Origin of the sequence: Tenacibaculum haliotis, assembly GCF_025215075.1 — a bacterium.
Classification (GTDB): Bacteria; Bacteroidota; Bacteroidia; order Flavobacteriales; family Flavobacteriaceae; genus Polaribacter; species Polaribacter haliotis_B.
Genome location: NZ_JAOBTH010000016.1, coordinates 1 through 20,733, shown reverse-complemented (window position 1 = coordinate 20,733; position 20,733 = coordinate 1). Strand labels below are relative to the sequence as shown.

The window sequence follows — 20,733 nt, the reverse complement described above, 5'->3', positions numbered from 1 at the left end:
TTAAAATTCAAGAAATGTACAGAACGCAAACTTGTGGCGAATTAAGAGCCTCACACATAAATACTGAAGTTACCTTATCTGGTTGGGTACAAAAATCTCGTGATAAAGGTTTTATGATTTGGGTAGATTTACGTGATCGTTACGGAATTACACAGTTAATTTTTGACGAAGCTCGTACCTCTAAAAATTTAATGGAAAAAGCCAAAACTTTAGGACGTGAATTTGTTGTTCAAGTTACCGGTACTGTTATCGAACGAGAGTCTAAAAATAAAAATATTCCTACTGGTGAAGTAGAATTGTTAGTGACCAGTTTAATAATATTAAACGAAGCTAAAACTCCGCCTTTTACTATTGAAGATAAAACGGATGGTGGTGAAGATATCAGAATGAAATATCGTTATTTAGATATTCGTCGTAATCCTGTAAAAGATAGTTTGATCTTTAGATCGAAAGTATCTATGGAAGTACGTAAATATTTATCTGATCAAGAATTTATAGAAGTTGAAACACCTTATTTAATCAAGTCAACTCCAGAAGGAGCACGTGATTTCTTAGTGCCTTCAAGAATGAATGCAGGTCAGTTTTACGCATTACCACAATCACCTCAAACCTTCAAACAACTATTAATGGTTGGTGGAATGGATAAATACTTTCAGATTGTAAAGTGTTTTAGAGATGAAGATTTACGTGCAGATCGTCAGCCAGAATTCACACAAATTGACTGTGAAATGGCTTTTGTAGATCAAGAAGATATTTTAAATATTTTTGAAGGGTTAACACGTCATTTACTAAAAGAAATCAACAACGTTGAAGTAGATAAATTCCCAAGAATGTTATTCGATGACGCGATGCGTTTGTATGGAAATGACAAACCAGATATCCGTTTCGGAATGAAGTTTGGCGAATTAAATGACGTTGCACAGCAAAAAGAATTTAAAGTATTTAACGATGCTGAACTAGTTGTAGGAATTGCAGTTCCTGGTGCTGCTTCATATACAAGAAAAGAAATAGATAAATTAATAGATTGGGTACGTCGTCCGCAAGTGGGAGCTTTAGGAATGGTGTATGTAAAATGTAACGAAGATGGTACTTTTAAATCATCTGTAGATAAATTTTACGACCAAGAAGATTTAGCAAAATGGGCAGAAAAAACTGGCGCAAAAGCTGGTGATTTAATCTGTATTTTATCAGGAAACACTACTAAAGTACGTGCGCAATTATCTGCTTTACGTATGGAAATGGCAGAACGTTTAGGTTTAAGAGATCCAAAGGTATTTGCTCCGTTATGGGTAATTGATTTCCCTTTATTAGAATTAGACGAAGAAACTGGTCATTATCACGCAATGCATCATCCGTTTACGTCACCAAAGCCAGGTCAGTTAGAGTTATTAGATACAAATCCAGGAGCTGTAAAAGCAAACGCCTATGATTTGGTGTTAAACGGAAATGAAATAGGTGGAGGTTCTATCAGAATTCACGATAAAGAAACGCAAGCCATTATGTTTAAGCATTTAGGTTTTACAGAAGCTGAAGCGAAAGAACAATTTGGTTTCTTAATGGATGCTTTTGAATACGGTGCGCCACCTCACGGAGGTTTAGCTTTCGGATTAGATAGATTGGTTGCTATTTTAGGTGGACAAGAAACAATACGTGACTTTATTGCATTCCCTAAAAACAACTCTGGGCGTGATGTAATGATTGATGCTCCGGCTGCTTTAAATGATGCGCAACTAGCAGAATTAAGTATAAAATTAGACTTAAAAGAGTAACTTACTTTTTTATAAAATATATAAATCCCGTTCTAAATTTAGAACGGGATTTTTTATTACTTTTAAATCATGAAAAAAAAGAAAATTCTAAAAATTGTTTTAATAGTTTTTGCTGCTATTTTAGTTCTTATTGGTTCACTACTTCTCTTCGGATACTTTTATATTAACCAAGCATATGATACCGAAAACAAACCTTTTAAACATTATGTTGGCTATATTGATCAAAGTAAAGCTCTTTTAAATGATAAACACCAACTATGCAATGATGGTAGTATTTATCATACTTATAGCAGTGCAAGTTTAAAAGCTTACAAAGGCTCTAAAAAGCAATTTAGAGATGCAGTAAACACGCAGTTTAACACAAATAATTATACAGAATCTGGTTATTTAAATTATCGGTTTTTAGTAAACTGTGAAGGAAATCCAGGATGGTTTGAAATTATTGAAATGGATTTAGATTTAAAAGAAAAATCTTTGGATTCTAAAATGGTAAATGAGTTATTAACCTTTACCTCAAAACCAAAAAATTGGAATGTTATTTCTTATGATGACAAACCGCAAAATTATTACATGTACATATCTTATAGAATAGAAAATGGAAAAGTTACTCAAATTATCCCTTAGCCTTATACTTATTATTAGTTTTTTGTCTTGTAAAAATGAAGAAAGCAAAAGAACTTTAGCCGAAAAAAGATATAAAAAAGCCGTGTTTTTCACACAAGGTTCAACGCCATTTCAAAACGGAATTACAGAAGCGATAGAAATAGATTCTACTTATGTAGAAGCAGTTTACGAATTATCCGTGGCATATTTAAAAAGAGGAATGCCAAATAAATGGAAATCACAATATGATAAGGCAGTAAAAATAGACTCAATCAACAAAATACCTTTAAGTGGATATTTATATTTATGGTTTTATAGAGATTATAAAAAAGCTATTATAAATTTTGATAAAAGTGATCTTTTAACACCAGATTTTATTGATGCTCCAAGAGGATTAAGTGTAGATTGTTGGCGAGGAATTGCTTATTTAGGCCTAAACGATTATAAAAATGCTATTTTTTATTTTGATAAATACATCGATAAAGAAATTGAAGATTTTAGTGAAAGTTCTGTGGATGTTACTGCCTTTTTATACAAAGGTATCGCGTATCTCGAATTAGAAAACTATGTAGAAGCTCAGCTTTGCTTTGATCGTGTTATTAAAAATTCGTACGGTTTTAGCGCTGATGCAAAATACTACAAAGCTTTTATATTAAAAAAACAAGGTGAAATTGAAAAAGCGACTAAGCTGTTAGCTGCTGCTATAAAAGATTTTAATGACGGTTATTATAATCAAAGACCCTACGTAGAAACTTTACGTCAATTATATTTAGGCGATTATAAAGAGTTACAAAAATCATTATCTAACAAATAAACTATCGAGTGACTATTTTTAGCTATTGATTTCCAATAGATGTTCTATGTATTAAAGTTACTTTTTCGTTTTAATTATTACAACAATCGTTATCATTTTAAAAGTTTACATTTACTATTAAAATTCAAAAAGAGATTCTATGGAAGGTTTTTTATTTATAACACTCATTTTATGTTTCTATTTTCTTAACAGAAATATAAACAACAAGTTTAAAGAACAAAACCTAACTATTGAAGATTTAAAAAACAGACTTCGTTTTCTTCAAAATGAAATTATTTCAAAAAGAACAGCTTTCGAAACAAAAGAAACAGTTGTTGTAGCTAAAAAACCTGTAAAGGATGAACCGATTAAAGTAGTAAAACCTACTATTATTGTTCCCGAAAAAAGCATCGGAAAAACAATACAACCAGTTCCAATTGTTGACACTCAACAAAAACCTGCTTCAACTACAACTCAAAAACAAGTTGTAAAACAAAAAATTAAAACAGCCCAAAAAAAGTCTTGGCTAAAATCATTTAAGGAGAAAAATCCTGATTTAGAAAAATTTATAGGTGAAAACTTAATTAATAAACTCGGAATCTTAATTTTAGTTTTAGGAATTAGTTTCTTCGTTAAATATGCAATTGATAAAGATTGGATAAACGAACCTGCAAGAGTAGGTATCGGTATTTTATGCGGTTCGCTTGTTATGACTATTGCTCATAAGCTAAAGAAAAACTATGCTTCTTTTAGCTCCGTTTTAGTAGCCGGTGCAATTAGTATCTTTTATTTTACTATTTATATTGCGTTTAACGAATATCAATTATTTAGCCAAACCGTTGCTTTTAGTATAATGGCAGTGATTACTGCCTTTAGTAGTTTAGTTTCTGTTTCTTACAACCGTCAAGAATTAGCTGTTTTATCATTAATTGGTGGATTCGCGGCACCTTTTATGGTAAGTACTGGTGAAGGTAATTACATTATATTATTCACGTATATTGCCATTTTAAACATTGGTATATTAGGGATTTCTTATTTTAAAAAATGGAAAGTTTCTACCATTTTAGCCTACATTTTTACTACCATATTATTTACTAGTTGGTGTGCTTTAAAAATAGGTGAACCTTCATTTTCGCATACAGGAGCCTTAACTTTTGCTACTATCTTTTATTTTATATTTAGTATTACTATTGTTTTAAATAACCTTAAAAACAAAGGTATTTTCTCTGCAATAGAGTATCTTATTTTGGTTGCGAATACGTTTGTATTTTTCGGAACGGGAATGTTAATACTAAATGATTTAGACTCTAATCTTACTGGATTATTCACATTGTTATTAGCGGTTTATAATTTAGGTTACGCCACTGTTTTATATAAAAAATTCGGATTAGATAAAAACGCAATATATCTCTTAATTGGCTTAGCACTTACTTTTGTTACACTTACAATACCAATTCAATTTGAAGGAAATCATATTACCTTATTTTGGGCTGCAGAAGCAGTGTTGTTATTTTGGTTGTCACAAAAATCGAAAATTAATTCTTTTAAAATAGGCGCCGTAATTGTACAAACTCTAACGCTTTTTAGCTTATTAATAGATTGGGATCGTTATGGTTCATCCGAAGAATTATCAGTAGTTTTTAATCCGTTATTTATTGCTGGTTTTACGGTAAGTGTTTCGTTGTTTTTAACGTATTGGTTATTACAAAAAGAAAAGGAAGTTGTTGCTAAAGTTTTTCTGCTAAATATTAATTTTTACAAAAAATTGGTTTTAATTCTTGCAGTTCTTGTAAGTTATTTCACAGGAATTTTGGAAATCAGTTACCAAGCAGATCAGTTTTTAGAAAACACTTTTTCAGTGTTATCTTTCCCACTAGTTTATCATTTTGTTTTTGTGGCTGTTTTATTATACTTAACGGCAATATTAAAAAACAAAGCATTTTCTAAGTTCGTATTATTAATAAGTGGTTTTTCTATCTTATTTTATATTCTTTCTTTTTATAAGTTTCCGGCAAACGAAATGGCTCAAAATTTCATCGATAACACCCATACTAAATATGCTTTTTACTTTCATTATATTGTTGTAGCGTGTTTAATTTATTTCGGATATCAGCTATTTAAAAAAACACATTCAATTTTTAATATAAAAGCAACGAAAAGCAAGTGGTTGCCTTGGTTATTTACTTTTGCGATTGTATATGTATTAAGTAATGAAATAATGACCCATGGTTTGTATATTTCTAATACGGTTGATGTAGTTGAATTAGCCGAAAAATTTCCCGACACTGAAGATAATCGATACTTAAAAAGCAATTTTGTAAACACACAAGTGCAAGAAACTAAAACACAAATTATAAAAATAGGGTATCCAATACTCTGGGGTGTTTTCTCTTTTATATTTTTAATTATAGGAATAAGAAGACAGTGGAAAACATTGCGCGTAATTGCACTTTCGTTGCTAGGTTTAACGATTGTTAAATTGTTTATGTACGATATTAAAAACGTATCAGAAACCGGAAAAATAATTGCTTTTATTTTATTAGGAATTTTAATATTAGTGATTTCTTTTGTGTATCAAAAAATTAAAAAATTAGTAGTTGATGAAACCTCAGAAAAAGAAGACAACAATGAAGAAATATAGTTTATTAGCAGCCTTTTTTATTGCAATTACTGGATTTAGCCAAAGCCATAAAGGATCTTTAGATACAATTAAAGAAGATGGTTTACATAAGATAATGCTATCTCAAAAGATACGTTCTTCAAGTAGTGATAATTTTAATACTTTACGAATAAAAGATACTCAAAAAAACGAGGTTCCCTATGTTTTAATTTATAATAACGACAGGAATTTTTCTACTTTTAAAACAGTTAAAATAGCGTCTAAAAAAATAATTAAAGATTCTGTTACTTCTATTGTTATCAAAAATGAAAGTGGTAAAAAGCAAGATTATATTACACTTAAAATAGCAAATACTAAAATCAGAAAAAGCTATAATGTATATGGTAGTGATAACGGTAAAGATTGGTTTGGTTTGGTTTCTGATAAAAAACTATCTTATATAAATATTCCTAGTAAAACGGCATCAGGAAACGTGTTTTTAGAAAAAACGATTGATTTCCCGCTAAACACCTATGCTTTTTTACGTATTAACTTTAACGATAAAAACTCATTACCTATCAATATTTTAGAAGCTGGAGTTTATGAAAGTAAGTTTTTTACGCAAGCACCTTTAGAGGTTTCTAATTACAAACAAAAAACTGTTATTTTAAAAGATAAAAAAGTAACTCAACTTAAATTTTCGGCAGAAAATGCTCATAAAATAAATACTATTTCGTTTAATATTACTACTGATTTTTTTCTGCGTAACGCAAAGGTTATCGTAAAGAGAACTCGTAAAATTAAAAAACGTATTGAAACTTATGATCAAGTAATTGCCAGATTTCAATTGAATTCTAAAAACAAAAATACGTTTGTTCTTAACAACTTAAATGAAAAAGAATTTAGCATAGAAATCGAAAATAAAGACAATCCGCCTTTGGCGATAGAAAACGTACAATTATTACAAAAACCAGTATACCTAATCGCTAATTTAAAGCAACAGAAAAAATACACAATAGTTATTGATACTACACTTACTAAACCTTCGTACGATCTAGGTAATTTTATTTCTAACAAAACAATTGCCCTAAAAGAAGCAAGCGTTTTAAATTTTTCGAGAATTGAACAAGAAGCCGTAAAACAAAAAAACACCCCTTTTTGGGAAACTAAAATTTTTATGTGGCTTTGTATTGTTTTTGGCGGATTTTTAGTTGTTTATTTTGCCTTTGGTTTGATAAAAGATATAGCTACTAAAGAACAGTAATAAACTAAACCGAAGCTATTTATTTTTGAAGTTAAATTAAATAATATCTATTTAGATGAATTAGAGTTATTTCTTAGCTAAAAACTGTACCATTTTATCAGGAAAATCAGTAAAACCACCATCTATATTTGCTTCAAAGAATAATACTTGTAGCATTTCATCGAAAGAAGAAAACTCATCTAGTTGATCGGCTCTAAAAGTATACGGATGCACTTTTAATCCAAGTTTATGAGCATCAGCAACCAAAGAAGTAAACAACCATTCTCCGTTTTCTTTTTTATTTAAAATTTGCTTATACCACGGTCCTACTCCGTCTGCATACGTTGCAAAATGGTCTAATTTTTTTGTTTCTTCTGTAAACTCAATTAATTGTACTAAGAACAAATCAGATTGTAATTCTACCCGAACTCTTTCTAATTCTTTAGCATCAAAACATTGAAAAATACAATTGTCTTTTTTTGTTTTATAACCATAATCGGACAAAACAGCTAAAGTGATTTTAGCGATATCTTTTCCGTTTTCGTGATGGAATTCCGGGTTTTTAATCTCTGGATAAATTCCGATTTTTTTCCCTGTACTATAATTTAATCCCTGAATCAATTCTATTTCTTGTTCAAAAGAATGCAGTTTAAAACTTCCTTTGTTTTTAGGAAAACGACTCTCGTAAAATTGCTTTCCAGTTTTTGGATCAAAACGTTCGGTTACTTGTAATTGCTGCAACTCATTAAAAGTAAAATCAATTACATAAAAACGATTGTCTTTTCTTTTTTTATCAGGAAAAACCTCAGCAACATTGGTAACATCCTCTAAATAAATATCATGGATTACTATAGGAACATTGTCTTTACTTAACACCAAATCTTGTTCTATATAATCAGGATTCATAGCATAGGCCATTGCTTTTGCTTCCATAGTATGTTCTGGTAAATATGCAGATGCTCCACGATGTGCAATTACTATTTTTTTTGAATTCATCTTGTTATTTTGATTAATTTGACTATAACTTTTTAACGAAAATGTTATTGCAATTAATAGTAGTTTTAAAGTGATGTTCTTTAAATTATTCATTTTATAAAAATAAAGAAAGTAGATTAAAAATTCTTAATAAAAACTATCTTTATCTTCTAAAAAAAACAATTATGGAAAACTCATTTAACAATAAAGTTCTAGTGGCTCAAGTATCAGAAACAGATAGAGTTGCTTTTTACAAAAAAACCTATGCACATGTTGGTTTAGGGGTATTATTATTTATCGTATTTGAATATTTATTATTGCAAAACGCTACAATAGTAGAGTTTGCTTTATCGATGACCCAGGGTTATAAATGGCTATTATTATTAGGTGGTTTTATGTTGATTACCAATTATGCAGAAAGTACTGCCTTAAAAACATCTGACAAAAATTTACAGTATTTAGCATACTCGGGCTATGTATTTGCAGAAGCATTTATTTTTATTCCGCTTATTTATATGGCAATTTCTTACACTAATAATTTTGAAATTATTAAACAAGCCGGAATCGTAACTTTAGGATTGTTTGTAGGAATTTCATCAATTGTATTTATTACAAAAAAAGATTTTTCGTTTATAAAAGCAGGCTTAAGTGTTGGTTTCTTTATTGCCATCGGATTAATTATTGCAGGAACTCTATTTGGTTTTAACCTTGGTTTATGGTTTTCTGTAGGAATGTGTGTGTTAGCTGCAGGTACTATCTTATACCAAACCTCTAACTTGGTTAACAAATTTTCTACCGACGATTATATACCCGCTGCATTAGGCTTATTTGCATCTTTAATGTTGTTGTTTTGGTATGTATTACAAATTTTTATGTCGAGAGATTAAGAATCTGTAAATTTAAAACACTTAAAATTAATTTGAAGCTATTTCCCGCTTTCAGCACTCGCTTTTTTTAAGAAAAATAAAAAAGAGCTCAAACAAATGCTTCAATCGGGGCTAGGCATTTCTACACAATTTAATATGTAGATAATACTGAATTTAGTTCTCCATCGCATCAAAAGTAGAATTATGGCAAATTAGGATGTGAACCTGAAATAAATTCAGGTAGACGGATTCGATTTATTATTTATTTAGATAAAATTCAAACAGACTCAAAATTAAAAGACCTCACAGATTTTAAAAATCTGTGAGGTCTTTTTTTTTGATATAAAATGCTATTCGCTAAAAGAAATTTTTAACTCAACATCATTTGTGCTCTTTTTAAAGCGGTTACCAAAACATCTATTTCTTCTTTAGTATTATAAAAAGCAAACGACGCTCTTACTGTACCCGGAATACAATAAAAATTCATAATAGGCTGTGCACAATGATGCCCTGTACGAACGGCAACACCCAATTTATCTAAAATACTACCAATATCATAAGGATGAATTCCTTCAATATTAAATGATATTACAGATGCTTTATTAGTGGTTCCGTATATTTTTAAATTTTCAATTTTCTCTAGTTCTTCTGTTCCGTACGCTAACAGTTCACTTTCTTGTTTTGCAATGTTATCAAAGCCAATAGCATTCATATAATCTATAGCAGCTCCAAAAGCAATTCCTCCGCAAATATTAGGTGTTCCTGCTTCAAATTTATGAGGCAAACCTGCGTAGGTAGTTTTTTCGAAAGTTACGGTTTCAATCATCTCTCCTCCTCCTTGATATGGCGGCAATAAGTTTAACAACTCTTCTTTACCATATAATAAACCAACACCTGTTGGGCCACACATTTTATGAGCAGAAGCTACATAAAAATCAGCATCTAACTCCTGAACATCTGGTTTTATATGCGGTACTGCTTGTGCACCATCAATTAAAACATAAGCTCCGAATTTATGAGCTGCATGAATAATTTCTTTTATCGGATTTATGGTTCCTAATGCATTTGATACATGGTTACAAAAAACCAATTTTGTTTTTGCATTTAGTAGTTCGTGATACACATCCATTCGTAATGATCCGTCATCATCCATCGGAATCACTTTTAAAACTGCTCCTGTTTTTTCACAAAGCATTTGCCAAGGAACAATATTCGAGTGATGTTCTAAAGCAGAAACGATAACTTCATCTCCCTCTTTTAACAAAGCTGCAAATCCTGAAGCTACAATATTAATACTATGCGTTGTACCAGCGGTTAAAATAATCTCGTATGATTGTTTTGCGTTAAAGTGCTTTTGAACTTTAAGGCGTGCCTCTTCATATTTATCTGTTGCTTCCTGACTTAAAGTATGTACGCCTCTATGAATATTCGCATTGTAATTAGAGTAATAATCAACAATAGCATCAATAACCACTTGTGGCGTTTGTGAAGTTGCACCATTATCAAAATACACTAATTTTTTTCCGTGTACCTCTCTATTAAGAATAGGAAAATCAGCTCTAATTTCGTTTACATTAAACATATAAAAATCATTATTTTAAACAAAGGTACTGCTTGCTTTTTCAAATACAAACATCAAACAATTAAATTCTTACATTTGCTAAAATTGTTTTATATGAAGAATTTAAAAAGAATACTCTTACTGTTTATTGTAATATTAGCTGTGGCTGTTTATTTTAATTATCCGAAGTTAAATATTCTTGCGGGTTATTCTGCAAAAAACACCGCTTCCTCAGTTTTTTTAGCGGAACGTAGTTTAGCATTTACTGATAAAAACGACAATAATTTTTCTCCTATTAACTTAACTTCTGATGAAATAAACAAAGAAGAAAAATCGGCTACTGGTAGTGCTTTTGGTCTTTTAAAAAGAAAGGCAATTTATAGAGAAGGTTTAGGTGCTGTTTTAATAAATGACACATATGATGTTTCTAAAAAAACATTGGTTCCTAAACGTAGTAAACCTGATAATTCTACGCCGTTTCCGTATGGAAATGCTGATCAAAAAGATACGCTTTTTTCAAATATTGATTACAAAAAACTTAACGAAACTATTGATACTATTTTTAATGATGTAAATCAAACTCGTTCGGTTTTAGTTATCTATAAAGATCAAATTATTGCTGAAAAATATAGCGACGGATTTGATAAAAATTCTAAACAATTAGGTTGGTCAATGACCAAAAGTATTACCAGTACTATTGTTGGAATTTTGCAATGCGAACGAAAATTATATGTGAATTCTGATAATTTATTTGAGGAGTGGAAAAATGATGAACGAAAAAACATTACGCTTCATAATTTACTACAAATGAATTCTGGTTTAGAATGGTTAGAAGATTATAATACAATCTCTGATGTTAGTAAAATGCTTTTTCTTGAAGAAGACATGACTAAAAGTCAAGTAAAGAAACCTCTTGCAGGAAAACCAAACAAAACTTGGAACTATTCTTCGGGAACCACCAATTTAATTTCAGGGCTAATTCGTAACCAATTTAACACGCATCAAGAATATTTAGATTTTTGGTACAGCGCGTTAATCGATAAAATTGGTATGAATTCTATGCTAATAGAAACCGATATGAGTGGTAATTACGTAGGTTCTTCTTATGGTTGGGCAACCGCAAGAGACTGGGCTAAACTTGGACTTTTATATTTACATAATGGAGAATGGAATGGCGAGCATCTTTTTGATAAAGATTGGGTAGATTATGCGACAACTCCAACTCCTGGTTCTGACGGATGGTATGGTGCACAAATTTGGTTAAATGCAGGTAACAGATATCCTGATGTACCAGAAAACATGTATTCTTTTAATGGTTATAAAGGACAAAATGTGTTTATCTTGCCAAACGAAAATTTAGTAGTCGTTCGTACAGGTCTTACCAAAAATGCCGATATGAATACACTTTTAAAAGGAATTATTACTTCAATTAAAAATTAAACAATGAATCCATATTATTACGTACTTTCTGTAAACGGAATCCTTTTAGTATTTAGTATTCTTTTTTACTTGTTTCCACCCAAAAAAATAAATGCCATCTATGGTTACCGAACCAATAAAGCGATGAAAAATGAGGTTGTTTGGCAGTTTGCTAATAGTTATTTTAATAAACAGTTCTTAATTTACTCTGCAATTTCACTTATTGCGTCATTAATATTGGCTTATATAGCTAAAGAGTTAACCTGGCAACCTATGGCAATTATGTTATTGTCTTTAGCGGTATCTGTTATTAAAACAGAACAAGAGATTAATAAGAATTTCGATGAAGAAGGGAATAAAATAAAGTAATTTTAATGGCTGTTAACTGGCTTCATACTATGTGATTCTGAAATAAATTCAGAATGACGGTAAATACATAATTTTAAGAGTAAAAAAATAAACGTTAACTTGAACTTGTTTCCGAGTTAACGTTTATTTTTTTCTTTTATTTTTGATAAGTTTACTTAATGTACTCTTGCTTTAATAAGGTAATATCGTCAATAATTTTTTGCATATTCTCTTTTTTGGTTCCATCATACGAACCTCTAATTTGTCCTTTTTTATCAATTAAAACAAAATTTTCAGTATGTACAAAATCATTTTCATCGCCATTTCCTTCATCTAAAACAGCAAAATAATGTTTACGAGCTAAATTGTAAATGTGTTTTTTATCGCCTGTAGTAACATTCCATTTTCCGTCAATTACTCCTTTCGCATCCGCATATTTTCTTAATTGAGGTACGCTATCCATTACTGGAGTTACCGAATGTGATAAAAACATAATATCAGCATCATTTTTATAATGTGTTTGTAATTCACTCATATTATAAGCCATTACAATACAAATTGTTTGGCAACGCGTAAAAAAGAAATCAGCTACATAAATCTTATCTTTATAATTGGCATTTGTAATTGTTTCTCCGTTTTGATTTATCAGTTTAAAATCGCCTATTTTATGATTTCTAGATTTTTTTCTTACAGAAATATCTACCAATTTTGGATTGATATCTGCTGGATTATAAATGGGTAATTTCTCTTCAACTTTTACTAAATGATAAAAAACAGGAATACCCACCGCGCAAAAAACAATTAAAAAAAGTAAGGTGCTTTTTGATTTTTTAAAGAATTTTAAATCCATTTTAGTGTTTTTTTTGCAAAAATACGACTAAAAACAAGGCTTATTTATCTTATATCATAAAAGATTTGTTAAAACCAAACCTCATCTATGCTACAAACTTTTACAGCTCTTATGAAAAACGTACATTTGTCCGATTTTAAATTTAGATATACACCTTTATGGAAATTTTAATAAAAGCATCACAATTTATTTTAAGCTTATCGCTTTTAATCGTTTTACACGAATTAGGGCATTTTATTCCTGCTAAAATATTTAAAACCAAAGTAGAAAAGTTCTATTTATTTTTCGATTATAAGTTTTCATTATTCAAGAAAAAAATAGGTGATACTGTTTATGGTATTGGTTGGATTCCGTTAGGAGGATATGTAAAAATATCAGGAATGATTGATGAAAGTATGGATACCGAACAAATGGCATTACCGCCACAACCTTGGGAATTTCGTTCTAAACCAGCTTGGCAACGTTTAATAATTATGTTAGGTGGTGTAATTGTAAACTTTATTTTAGGTATCGTTATTTACATTTGTTTAATGTATGCTTATGGTGAAAAGTTTTTACCAAACGAAAGTTTAAAAGATGGTATTTGGGTACAAGATCAGTTAGGTAAAGATTTGGGTTTACAAACAGGAGACAAAATACTTTCTGTTGATGGTGAACAAATTCAGAAATTTAGAGAACTTCCTTTAGAGTTTATTAATGGAAACAATTATACAGTTGAAAGAAACGGTGTAAAAGTAGATAAAATAATTCCTATTGATTTTATTTCTAAATTAATTGATCGCGGTAAAAATGCTGGTAGCTTTATCTCGCCAAGATATCCTTTCATAATTGCAGGCTTACAAAAAGATTCATTAAACGCAAGCGCTAATATTCTTGCAAAAGACATTATTACTGCAATTAACGGACAATCGATAACATATTACGATCAAGCAAAACCTATTTTACAAAACTTAAAAGGGCAAGATGTTACTGTTACTTTAAAAAGAAATAAAGAGGTTTTAAACGTTCCTGTTAAAGTTTCTGAACACGGAAACTTAGGTGTTGTTTGGGGAGCTGTATCTTTAATCGATTTAGAAAAATTAGGGTATTACGAACTGGCAGAAAAATCATATTCTTTTGGTGAAGCTATCCCTGCCGGAACTACAAAAGCATGGACTACCTTAACGAACTATATTAAACAAATGAAAAAGATTTTTAATCCGAGTACAGGCGCTTATAAAGGTTTAGGAGGGTTTATTTCTATTGGGAGTATTTTTCCTGCTGAATTTAGCTGGCAATCTTTTTGGAACATCACCGCTTTCTTATCAATTATGTTAGGTTTCATGAATTTATTACCAATACCTGCTTTAGATGGTGGACACGTAGTATTTACCTTATGGGAAATGATTACTGGTAAAAAACCTGGTGATAAGTTTTTAGAGTATGCACAGTTAACAGGTTTTGTTTTACTGATTATTCTATTACTATTTGCTAACGGAAATGATATTTTTAGACTATTTAAGTAATAGTACAAAGACTACATAAACAAAAAGCATCGTAATTTTTACGATGCTTTTTCTGTTTATAAATCAGTAGTAAGAGTTAAATACTATTATATTATAATCTTATTTTCTCCTATAAGAAAATAAGTGTTCAAGCTAAAAAAGAAGCATCCTATTAAATAGGATGCTTCTTTTTTTATTCGAGTAGTTAAGCTGTAATCTTTATTTATAATCAGGTATCATAGCGTCATTCTAAATTCATTTCAGAATCACATGTTTATAATAAATAGTATCTCTTATGATGAGAACCTGAAACAAGTTCAGGTTGACGTAAAGTGAGTTCTTATAAATTACGAACAATCAAATTTTAATAATTAATCTACTATTTATTCATGTTTTCAGTAGCACGCTTTTCTAACTCGGCCTGAAACTCTTCCATTACTGGTTTTACGGTGCTTTCTGGAATCTCTGCTACCTTAATATACATTAAACCATCTATTGCGTTGTTAAACTTAGGATCTACATTAAAAGCGACCAAACGTGCATTTTGTTTCACATATTTCTTAATTAAAACAGGCATACGTAATGCTCCTGGTTCAATTTCATCAATAATTTTATCAAACTTTTGCATATCTGCTTCTGTAGAGTCAAATACAAAATCTTTATCTGCATCCTTTAACTTTACTTTATATTCTTTTTTAGGATGAATGTATTGTGCAACATACGGATCGTAATAATGAGATTTCATAAACTCAATCATTAAGGATTTAGAAAAATCAGAAAACTGATTACTAATACTTACTCCACCCATTAAATATTTATACTCTGGATAACGTAATGTTGTATGTACAATTCCTTTCCATAATAAAAACAAAGGCATAGGTTTTTGCTGATAACTTTTAGCAATAAAAGCCCTACCTAATTCGATCGTGTTTTGCATCATCGGATACAACTCAGGCTCTATTCTAAATAAAGTATGAATATAAAAACCGTTAATTCCATGTTTTTTATAAATATCCTTACCCAAGCCCATTCTATAAGAACCTACCAATTCATTTTGTACGTTATCCCACAAAAAAAGATGGTGGTAATACCTGTCGAATTTATCTAAATCAATTGCCTTATTTGTTCCCTCTCCAACTTCTCTAAAAGTAATTTCTCGTAATCGGCCTATTTCATGTAAAATATTCGGAATTTCTTTTGCGCTCGCAAAAAACACCTCGTAATTTTTACTTTGTAATAACCTACTTCCTTTTTCTCTTAAATCATCTACCTCTTTAATAAATAAATCAGGTGTTCTCTGAGAAGTTATTTTGCTTACTTTTTTAGGTATTTTTAAATTTTGTGTTGATAAAATTTTCTGAGAAGCTTTCTCAAAAGGATTTGCCAACATATATGTTTTCTTTCTTATAAACTCATAAAAAGAAGGCACATCTTTATATTGTTCTTGATCTTTTACCGAAATTGGCTTTCCTATTCGTACTTTTATTATTCTCTTGTTTCTCGAAAGTACTTCAGATGGAAGTTTTGCTGTTCTTAACGTGCCACTAATTTTAGATAAAATATAAAATAACGGGCTATTTTTAGCATGGAAATAAATAGGAATTACAGGAACTTTTGCTTTTTTAATTAAACGTACCGCTCCTTCTTCCCATGGTTTATCAATCACTAATTTACCATCACGATGTGTTGATACTTCGCCTGCTGGAAAAATACCTAATGGCTTACCTTCACGTAAATGTAATAAAGCTCCTTTAATACCTGCCAAACTCGATTTTGCATCCTTTCTACTTTCAAAAGGGTTTACTGGCATTATATAAGGCTTTAGAGGTTCCGCTCTATGTAATAAAAAATTTGCGATAATTTTATAATCTGCTCTTTTCTCAACCAATAACTTCATTAATAAAACACCATCAATCCCTCCTAAAGGATGGTTAGATATTGTAATAAAAGGCCCCGTTTTGGGAATTCTTTTAAAATCCTCTTCAGGTATTTCGAACTCAATTTTACAATCGTCTAAAATACCGTTTAAAAAATCAAGATCAGACTTATCTTTGTTATTATCATACAATCTATTAACCGCAGAAATACGTAAAATTTTCATCAACGTCCAACCCAAAAAAGTTCCGGCAACACCGAACTTATCAACTCCAATAACTTTAGCAATTTCTTTTGATGTAACTAATCCCATTAATTCAAATTTGGCATAAACGCAAATATAATAGAATTTTGCGAGATTTTCAGTTTTTATTGTATAACCAACTGCGCAGTTTCAGTATTAATCTGACTAATTATTGATTTTCCTTTCTTGCGGATTTCATTTATAGCGTCTTCATTAAAATGACGAATAGTGTAAAGTGTTACTGCTTTATATGATTTTATTGTAAACCTGTTCTTTAAATCATCATAAAAAGCATCAAAATTTTTGTATTTATCATCAATACAAACTGAAAAGCTAATTGCTGAATTCTGAATTAAATTAACTTTTAACTTATATTCGTCTAGCTTTTCAAAAACATCACTAATGTTACTTTCTACCATAAAAGAGAAATCTTTTGCTGATATTGAAACCAAAATCTGATCTTTTTTTACAATAAAACAAGGAACTTCGGGAGTAATTTTCTTACCTCTACCTACGCAAGTTCCTTTATTAGACAAATCATCAAAAGAACGAACAAATAACGGAATGTTTTTTTGCTCTAACGGCTGAATTGTTTTTGGGTGAATTACTGATGCTCCGTAAAAAGCCATTTCTATGGCTTCGGTATACGATATTTCATGTAATAATTCTGTTTTAGTAAACACGCGAGGGTCTGCATTTAAAACACCTGTTACATCTTTCCAAATTGTAACACTTTCGGCATCTAAACAATATGCAAAAACGCCTGCGGTATAATCCGATCCTTCTCTACCTAAAGTTGTTGTTTCTACACCAACTCCACCTAAAAATCCTTGTGTAATATTTAATTGAGCAGAAACTACGTTTTCTTTAATCAGTTGTTTCGTTAACTCCCAATTAATCTTTGCATCCCTATAATTAACATCTGTTTTTATATATTCTCTTACATCTAACCATTGATTATCTACACCAACTTCTTTTAAATATTCACTAACAATAGTGGTTGATAATAATTCACCAAAACCAACCATTTGATCATAAACATAGTTATAATCTTCTGATTTATTTCGAAGCATAAAACCACTCAATTCACCTAATAAATGAGCTACCTTTTGATAAATATTATGCTCTTTCTCAAATAAACCATGTAATATCTGATAGTGAAAATCTTCTACAATACTTAAAACCTCCTTTAAATTGTTCTTCTTATAAAAGTAAGCATCTACAACATTTTCAAAAGCATTTGTCATTTTTCCCATTGCAGAAATAACAACTAATGTATTCGTTGTGCCTTCATGTTGTAAAACTTTTACTACATTTTTTACACCCACAGCATCTTTTACCGATGCCCCTCCAAACTTAAATACTCTCATTACAAAATTGTGTTAAGTTTTTTTCATTCATATGGCAAACTCTCCATTCATCATAAACGGTTGCTCCTGTTTTTTTATAAAACTCAATTGCATTTACATTCCAATCTAATACTTCCCAAGCAACTCTTTTAAATCCGTTTTCTTGTGCATATTTCATTACTGAACCATATAATTTTTTTCCAGCACCGATACCTCTTTTAGTTTCAGTAACCATTAAATCCTCTAAATGAAGCGCTTTTCCCTTCCAAGTAGAATAACGTTCGTAAAAAAGCGTCATTCCTATAATGGTTCCGTCTGACTCTTCTGCTACAAATGTTTTAAATTTAGGATTCTCAGAAAATCCATCATAAAGTAAATCATCAACAGTAATTTTAACTGCTGTTGGTTCTTTTTCAAAAATAGCCAATTCAATTATTAAGTTTAATATTGATTGTGCATCCTTTTTTTCTCCTGATCTAATTATAAAACTCATTTGTAGATAATTTTGTGTAAAGATAAATTTTAATAAATTCCTTTAAAACAAATAGAAAATTAAAACACATCGTTTGTTTTTGTTCAAAATTTTAAAATACGAAATCGTTGTAGAAACGTAAAAAAGTTGGCATCTTTGTACCAACAACACAAAAGTTACTATGAACAACAAGCACATGACTCTTGGAGAGTTTATTATTGGCAATCAAAAAGATTTTAAATATTCTTCTGGTGAATTATCTCGCTTAATAAACTCTATTCGTTTGGCTGCCAAAGTGGTAAACCATGAAATTAGAAAAGCAGGATTAGTAGATATTACTGGAGCTGCTGGTGACATTAATGTTCAGGGAGAAGCACAACAAAAACTAGATGTGCTGGCAAATGATCTTTTTAAACAAACACTTATTAATCGTGAAATTGTTTGTGGTATTGCGAGTGAAGAAGAAGATGATTTTGTAATTGTTGAAGGTCAGCATAAAACAAACGAAAACAAATATGTGTTATTGATGGATCCTTTAGATGGTTCATCAAATATTGATGTAAATGTATCGGTAGGAACTATTTTTTCTATTTACAGAAGAGTTTCTCCAGATGGTACTCCTGTAACTAAAGAAGATTTCTTACAAAAAGGAAACGAACAAGTAGCTGCTGGTTATGTAGCTTATGGTACCTCAACCATGTTAGTTTTTACTACTGGTAATGGTGTAAACGGATTTACATTAAACCCTGCAATTGGTACTTTTTACTTATCACACCCAAATATGCAATTTCCGGAAATTGGTAAAATATACTCGGTAAGCGAAGGATATTTTACGTATTTTCAAGAGGGAATGAAGCGTTTTTTAGTGCACTGTAAAGATTTAAATGAAGCTGATAACCGACCGTATACAGCTCGTTATGTTGGATCATTAGTAACCGATTTTCATAGAAACATGATTAAAGGGGGAATTTATATTTATCCTTCAACTACAATTACGCCTAACGGAAAATTACGTTTACTATACGAATGCAATCCAATGGCTTTTATTTGTGAACAAGCTGGCGGTAAAGCTTCTGACGGATTTACAAGAATTATGGACATAAACCCAACCGAATTACACCAACGTGTTCCGTTTTTCTGCGGAAGCAAACAAATGGTCGAAAAAGCGGAAGAATTTATGACTGAGTTCTCTTCAAATGAAAAACCATCATATTAAATAATAACATTTATTTATAGTTAAATAAATTATCGATAAGGCAAACAGTTGTTTGCCTTATTTTTTTGAATTAAATTTACATTTATATAAAAGAAAAATTAAACCATTAAAAAACATACAATTATGGCTTTTGAATTACCAGAATTAGGATATGCATACGATGCATTAGAACCAAATATAGATGCTAGAACTATGGAAATTCACCATAGCAAACACCATAACGGATATACATCTAAATTAAATGCAGCAATTGCTGGAACTGATTTAGAAGGAAAATCTATTGAAGATATTCTTGCTAATTTAGATATGAGTAACGGTGGTGTTCGTAATAATGGAGGTGGATTTTACAATCATTCTTTATTCTGGACAGTAATGAACCCTAACGATAGAGGTTATTTATCAGGAGAATTAAAAGATGCTATTGAAGCTGCCTTCGGATCTAAAGAAGCTTTTATTGATGCTTTTTCTAAAGCTGCTGCAACACAATTCGGTTCAGGATGGGCTTGGTTATGTGTACTTCCTGGTGGTAAAGTAGAAGTTTGTTCTACTCCAAATCAAGATAACCCATTAATGCCAGGTGTAACCTGTGGCGGAACTCCAATTTTAGGATTAGATGTTTGGGAGCATGCTTATTACTTAAACTACCAAAACCGTCGCCCTGATTATATTGATGCTTTCTTTAAAGTAATCAACTGGAACGAAGTTGAAAAAAGATATGCAGAAGCTAAATAGTAACTGCGTTATTATTTTACAACTTACTGTTAATAAATAAAAAAATCCGAAGCGTTAAAAACGAGGGCACTGAAAAAGTCCTCAAGACTAAATTAAAAGGAGTAGAAAGTAAAAACTTTTTACTCCTTTTTTCGTATCTTAAAAAAGTAAAATAATGCTTTTATAGATGCTGGTTCAACAACAAGAAATTCAATTTAGTCAATACAGGAGTAGAAAGTAAAAACTTTTTACTCCTTTTTTCGTATCTTAAAAAAGTAAAATAATGCTTTTATAGATGCTGGTTCAACAACAAGAAATTCAATTTAGTCAATACATTTCTTTGTATGATTTAATTG

17 protein-coding genes are annotated in these 20,733 nt (G+C 30.4%); 11 read left to right on the top strand and 6 right to left on the bottom strand.

Annotated elements, in window-relative coordinates; genetic code table 11:
- Positions 1–14: 14 nt before the first annotated feature.
- The 5 genes from aspS to N2251_RS00770 all read left to right on the top strand — a co-directional run bounded on the left by aspS (position 15) and on the right by N2251_RS00770 (position 7,028).
- Positions 15–1,769 (top strand): aspartate--tRNA ligase, encoded by a 1,755-nt coding sequence (aspS, locus tag N2251_RS00790; protein ID WP_260584780.1) that lies wholly within the window; start codon positions 15–17, stop codon positions 1,767–1,769.
- Positions 1,770–1,838: 69 nt separating this feature from the next.
- Positions 1,839–2,393, top strand: coding sequence for a hypothetical protein (locus tag N2251_RS00785; RefSeq protein ID WP_260584778.1), 555 nt, complete (start codon positions 1,839–1,841; stop codon positions 2,391–2,393).
- Positions 2,365–3,186 (top strand): tetratricopeptide repeat protein, encoded by an 822-nt coding sequence (locus N2251_RS00780; protein WP_260584777.1) that lies wholly within the window; start codon positions 2,365–2,367, stop codon positions 3,184–3,186. The genes N2251_RS00785 and N2251_RS00780 overlap by 29 nt, the downstream gene beginning before the upstream one ends.
- A gap of 139 nt (positions 3,187–3,325) precedes the next feature.
- Entirely contained in the window at positions 3,326–5,806 is a 2,481-nt protein-coding gene (locus N2251_RS00775; RefSeq protein WP_260584776.1) for a DUF2339 domain-containing protein, read from the top strand.
- Positions 5,793–7,028, top strand: a complete 1,236-nt coding sequence (locus N2251_RS00770) for a hypothetical protein (RefSeq protein ID WP_260584775.1) — start codon at positions 5,793–5,795, stop codon at positions 7,026–7,028. Before N2251_RS00775 ends, N2251_RS00770 begins: the two co-directional genes overlap by 14 nt.
- A gap of 66 nt (positions 7,029–7,094) precedes the next feature.
- Here N2251_RS00770 and glpQ read toward each other — a convergent pair whose 3' ends face one another.
- The gene (gene glpQ / locus N2251_RS00765) at positions 7,095–8,096 is read right to left on the bottom strand and encodes a glycerophosphodiester phosphodiesterase (RefSeq protein ID WP_260584774.1); all 1,002 of its coding nucleotides are present in this window, start codon (positions 8,094–8,096) and stop codon (positions 7,095–7,097) included.
- Positions 8,097–8,167: 71 nt separating this feature from the next.
- Between glpQ and N2251_RS00760 the strand changes: the two genes are divergently transcribed.
- Positions 8,168–8,869: a Bax inhibitor-1/YccA family protein gene (locus N2251_RS00760; protein WP_260584773.1), complete on the top strand. Its 702-nt coding sequence runs from the start codon at positions 8,168–8,170 to the stop codon at positions 8,867–8,869.
- Positions 8,870–9,218: 349 nt separating this feature from the next.
- Here the strand turns inward: N2251_RS00760 and N2251_RS00755 are convergent, their stop codons facing one another.
- Entirely contained in the window at positions 9,219–10,430 is a 1,212-nt protein-coding gene (locus N2251_RS00755) for an aminotransferase class V-fold PLP-dependent enzyme (protein WP_260584772.1), read from the bottom strand.
- Between the two features lie 93 nt (positions 10,431–10,523).
- On the opposite strand from N2251_RS00755, the gene N2251_RS00750 reads away from it, so the two are divergent.
- Both N2251_RS00750 and N2251_RS00745 read left to right on the top strand, forming a co-directional pair.
- Complete coding sequence (locus N2251_RS00750; RefSeq protein WP_260584771.1) at positions 10,524–11,849, top strand: serine hydrolase domain-containing protein; 1,326 nt, start codon at positions 10,524–10,526, stop codon at positions 11,847–11,849.
- Positions 11,850–11,852: 3 nt separating this feature from the next.
- Positions 11,853–12,197: an SdpI family protein gene (locus N2251_RS00745; protein WP_260584770.1), complete on the top strand. Its 345-nt coding sequence runs from the start codon at positions 11,853–11,855 to the stop codon at positions 12,195–12,197.
- Positions 12,198–12,348: 151 nt separating this feature from the next.
- Here the strand turns inward: N2251_RS00745 and N2251_RS00740 are convergent, their stop codons facing one another.
- A complete protein-coding gene (locus N2251_RS00740) occupies positions 12,349–13,026 on the bottom strand; it encodes an SCO family protein (protein ID WP_260584769.1) in 678 nt (225 codons plus the stop codon).
- 158 nt (positions 13,027–13,184) lie between these two features.
- On the opposite strand from N2251_RS00740, the gene rseP reads away from it, so the two are divergent.
- Positions 13,185–14,531 (top strand): RIP metalloprotease RseP, encoded by a 1,347-nt coding sequence (rseP, locus tag N2251_RS00735; RefSeq protein WP_260584768.1) that lies wholly within the window; start codon positions 13,185–13,187, stop codon positions 14,529–14,531.
- Positions 14,532–14,889: 358 nt separating this feature from the next.
- Here rseP and N2251_RS00730 read toward each other — a convergent pair whose 3' ends face one another.
- From N2251_RS00730 to N2251_RS00720, 3 genes are read right to left on the bottom strand one after another with little or no spacing between them, the layout of a single operon-like run.
- Positions 14,890–16,698: a lysophospholipid acyltransferase family protein gene (locus tag N2251_RS00730; protein ID WP_260584767.1), complete on the bottom strand. Its 1,809-nt coding sequence runs from the start codon at positions 16,696–16,698 to the stop codon at positions 14,890–14,892.
- Between the two features lie 56 nt (positions 16,699–16,754).
- Positions 16,755–17,999, bottom strand: coding sequence for an aspartate kinase (locus tag N2251_RS00725; protein WP_260584766.1), 1,245 nt, complete (start codon positions 17,997–17,999; stop codon positions 16,755–16,757).
- On the bottom strand, positions 17,986–18,471 hold the full coding sequence (locus tag N2251_RS00720; RefSeq protein WP_260584765.1) for a GNAT family N-acetyltransferase: 486 nt from the start codon (positions 18,469–18,471) through the stop codon (positions 17,986–17,988). The genes N2251_RS00725 and N2251_RS00720 overlap by 14 nt, the downstream gene beginning before the upstream one ends.
- A 160-nt stretch (positions 18,472–18,631) precedes the next feature.
- Here N2251_RS00720 and fbp point away from each other — a divergent pair, with 160 nt between their 5' ends.
- On the top strand, positions 18,632–19,666 hold the full coding sequence (gene fbp, locus N2251_RS00715; protein WP_260584764.1) for a class 1 fructose-bisphosphatase: 1,035 nt from the start codon (positions 18,632–18,634) through the stop codon (positions 19,664–19,666).
- Positions 19,667–19,789: 123 nt separating this feature from the next.
- Entirely contained in the window at positions 19,790–20,398 is a 609-nt protein-coding gene (locus N2251_RS00710) for a superoxide dismutase (protein ID WP_260584763.1), read from the top strand.
- Positions 20,399–20,733 lie beyond the last annotated feature (335 nt).

Excerpts from the sequence above, each read along its gene's own strand:
- aspS (WP_260584780.1), top strand. The coding sequence starts at position 15 with ATGTACAGAACGCAAACTTGTGGCGAATTAAGAGCCTCACACATAAAT.
- N2251_RS00785 (WP_260584778.1), top strand. The coding sequence starts at position 1,839 with ATGAAAAAAAAGAAAATTCTAAAAATTGTTTTAATAGTTTTTGCTGCT.
- N2251_RS00780 (WP_260584777.1), top strand. The coding sequence starts at position 2,365 with ATGGAAAAGTTACTCAAATTATCCCTTAGCCTTATACTTATTATTAGT.
- N2251_RS00775 (WP_260584776.1), top strand. The coding sequence starts at position 3,326 with ATGGAAGGTTTTTTATTTATAACACTCATTTTATGTTTCTATTTTCTT.
- N2251_RS00770 (WP_260584775.1), top strand. The coding sequence starts at position 5,793 with ATGAAGAAATATAGTTTATTAGCAGCCTTTTTTATTGCAATTACTGGA.
- glpQ (WP_260584774.1), bottom strand. The coding sequence starts at position 8,096 with ATGAATAATTTAAAGAACATCACTTTAAAACTACTATTAATTGCAATA.
- N2251_RS00760 (WP_260584773.1), top strand. The coding sequence starts at position 8,168 with ATGGAAAACTCATTTAACAATAAAGTTCTAGTGGCTCAAGTATCAGAA.
- N2251_RS00755 (WP_260584772.1), bottom strand. The coding sequence starts at position 10,430 with ATGTTTAATGTAAACGAAATTAGAGCTGATTTTCCTATTCTTAATAGA.
- N2251_RS00750 (WP_260584771.1), top strand. The coding sequence starts at position 10,524 with ATGAAGAATTTAAAAAGAATACTCTTACTGTTTATTGTAATATTAGCT.
- N2251_RS00745 (WP_260584770.1), top strand. The coding sequence starts at position 11,853 with ATGAATCCATATTATTACGTACTTTCTGTAAACGGAATCCTTTTAGTA.
- N2251_RS00740 (WP_260584769.1), bottom strand. The coding sequence starts at position 13,026 with ATGGATTTAAAATTCTTTAAAAAATCAAAAAGCACCTTACTTTTTTTA.
- rseP (WP_260584768.1), top strand. The coding sequence starts at position 13,185 with ATGGAAATTTTAATAAAAGCATCACAATTTATTTTAAGCTTATCGCTT.
- N2251_RS00730 (WP_260584767.1), bottom strand. The coding sequence starts at position 16,698 with ATGGGATTAGTTACATCAAAAGAAATTGCTAAAGTTATTGGAGTTGAT.
- N2251_RS00725 (WP_260584766.1), bottom strand. The coding sequence starts at position 17,999 with ATGAGAGTATTTAAGTTTGGAGGGGCATCGGTAAAAGATGCTGTGGGT.
- N2251_RS00720 (WP_260584765.1), bottom strand. The coding sequence starts at position 18,471 with ATGAGTTTTATAATTAGATCAGGAGAAAAAAAGGATGCACAATCAATA.
- fbp (WP_260584764.1), top strand. The coding sequence starts at position 18,632 with ATGAACAACAAGCACATGACTCTTGGAGAGTTTATTATTGGCAATCAA.
- N2251_RS00710 (WP_260584763.1), top strand. The coding sequence starts at position 19,790 with ATGGCTTTTGAATTACCAGAATTAGGATATGCATACGATGCATTAGAA.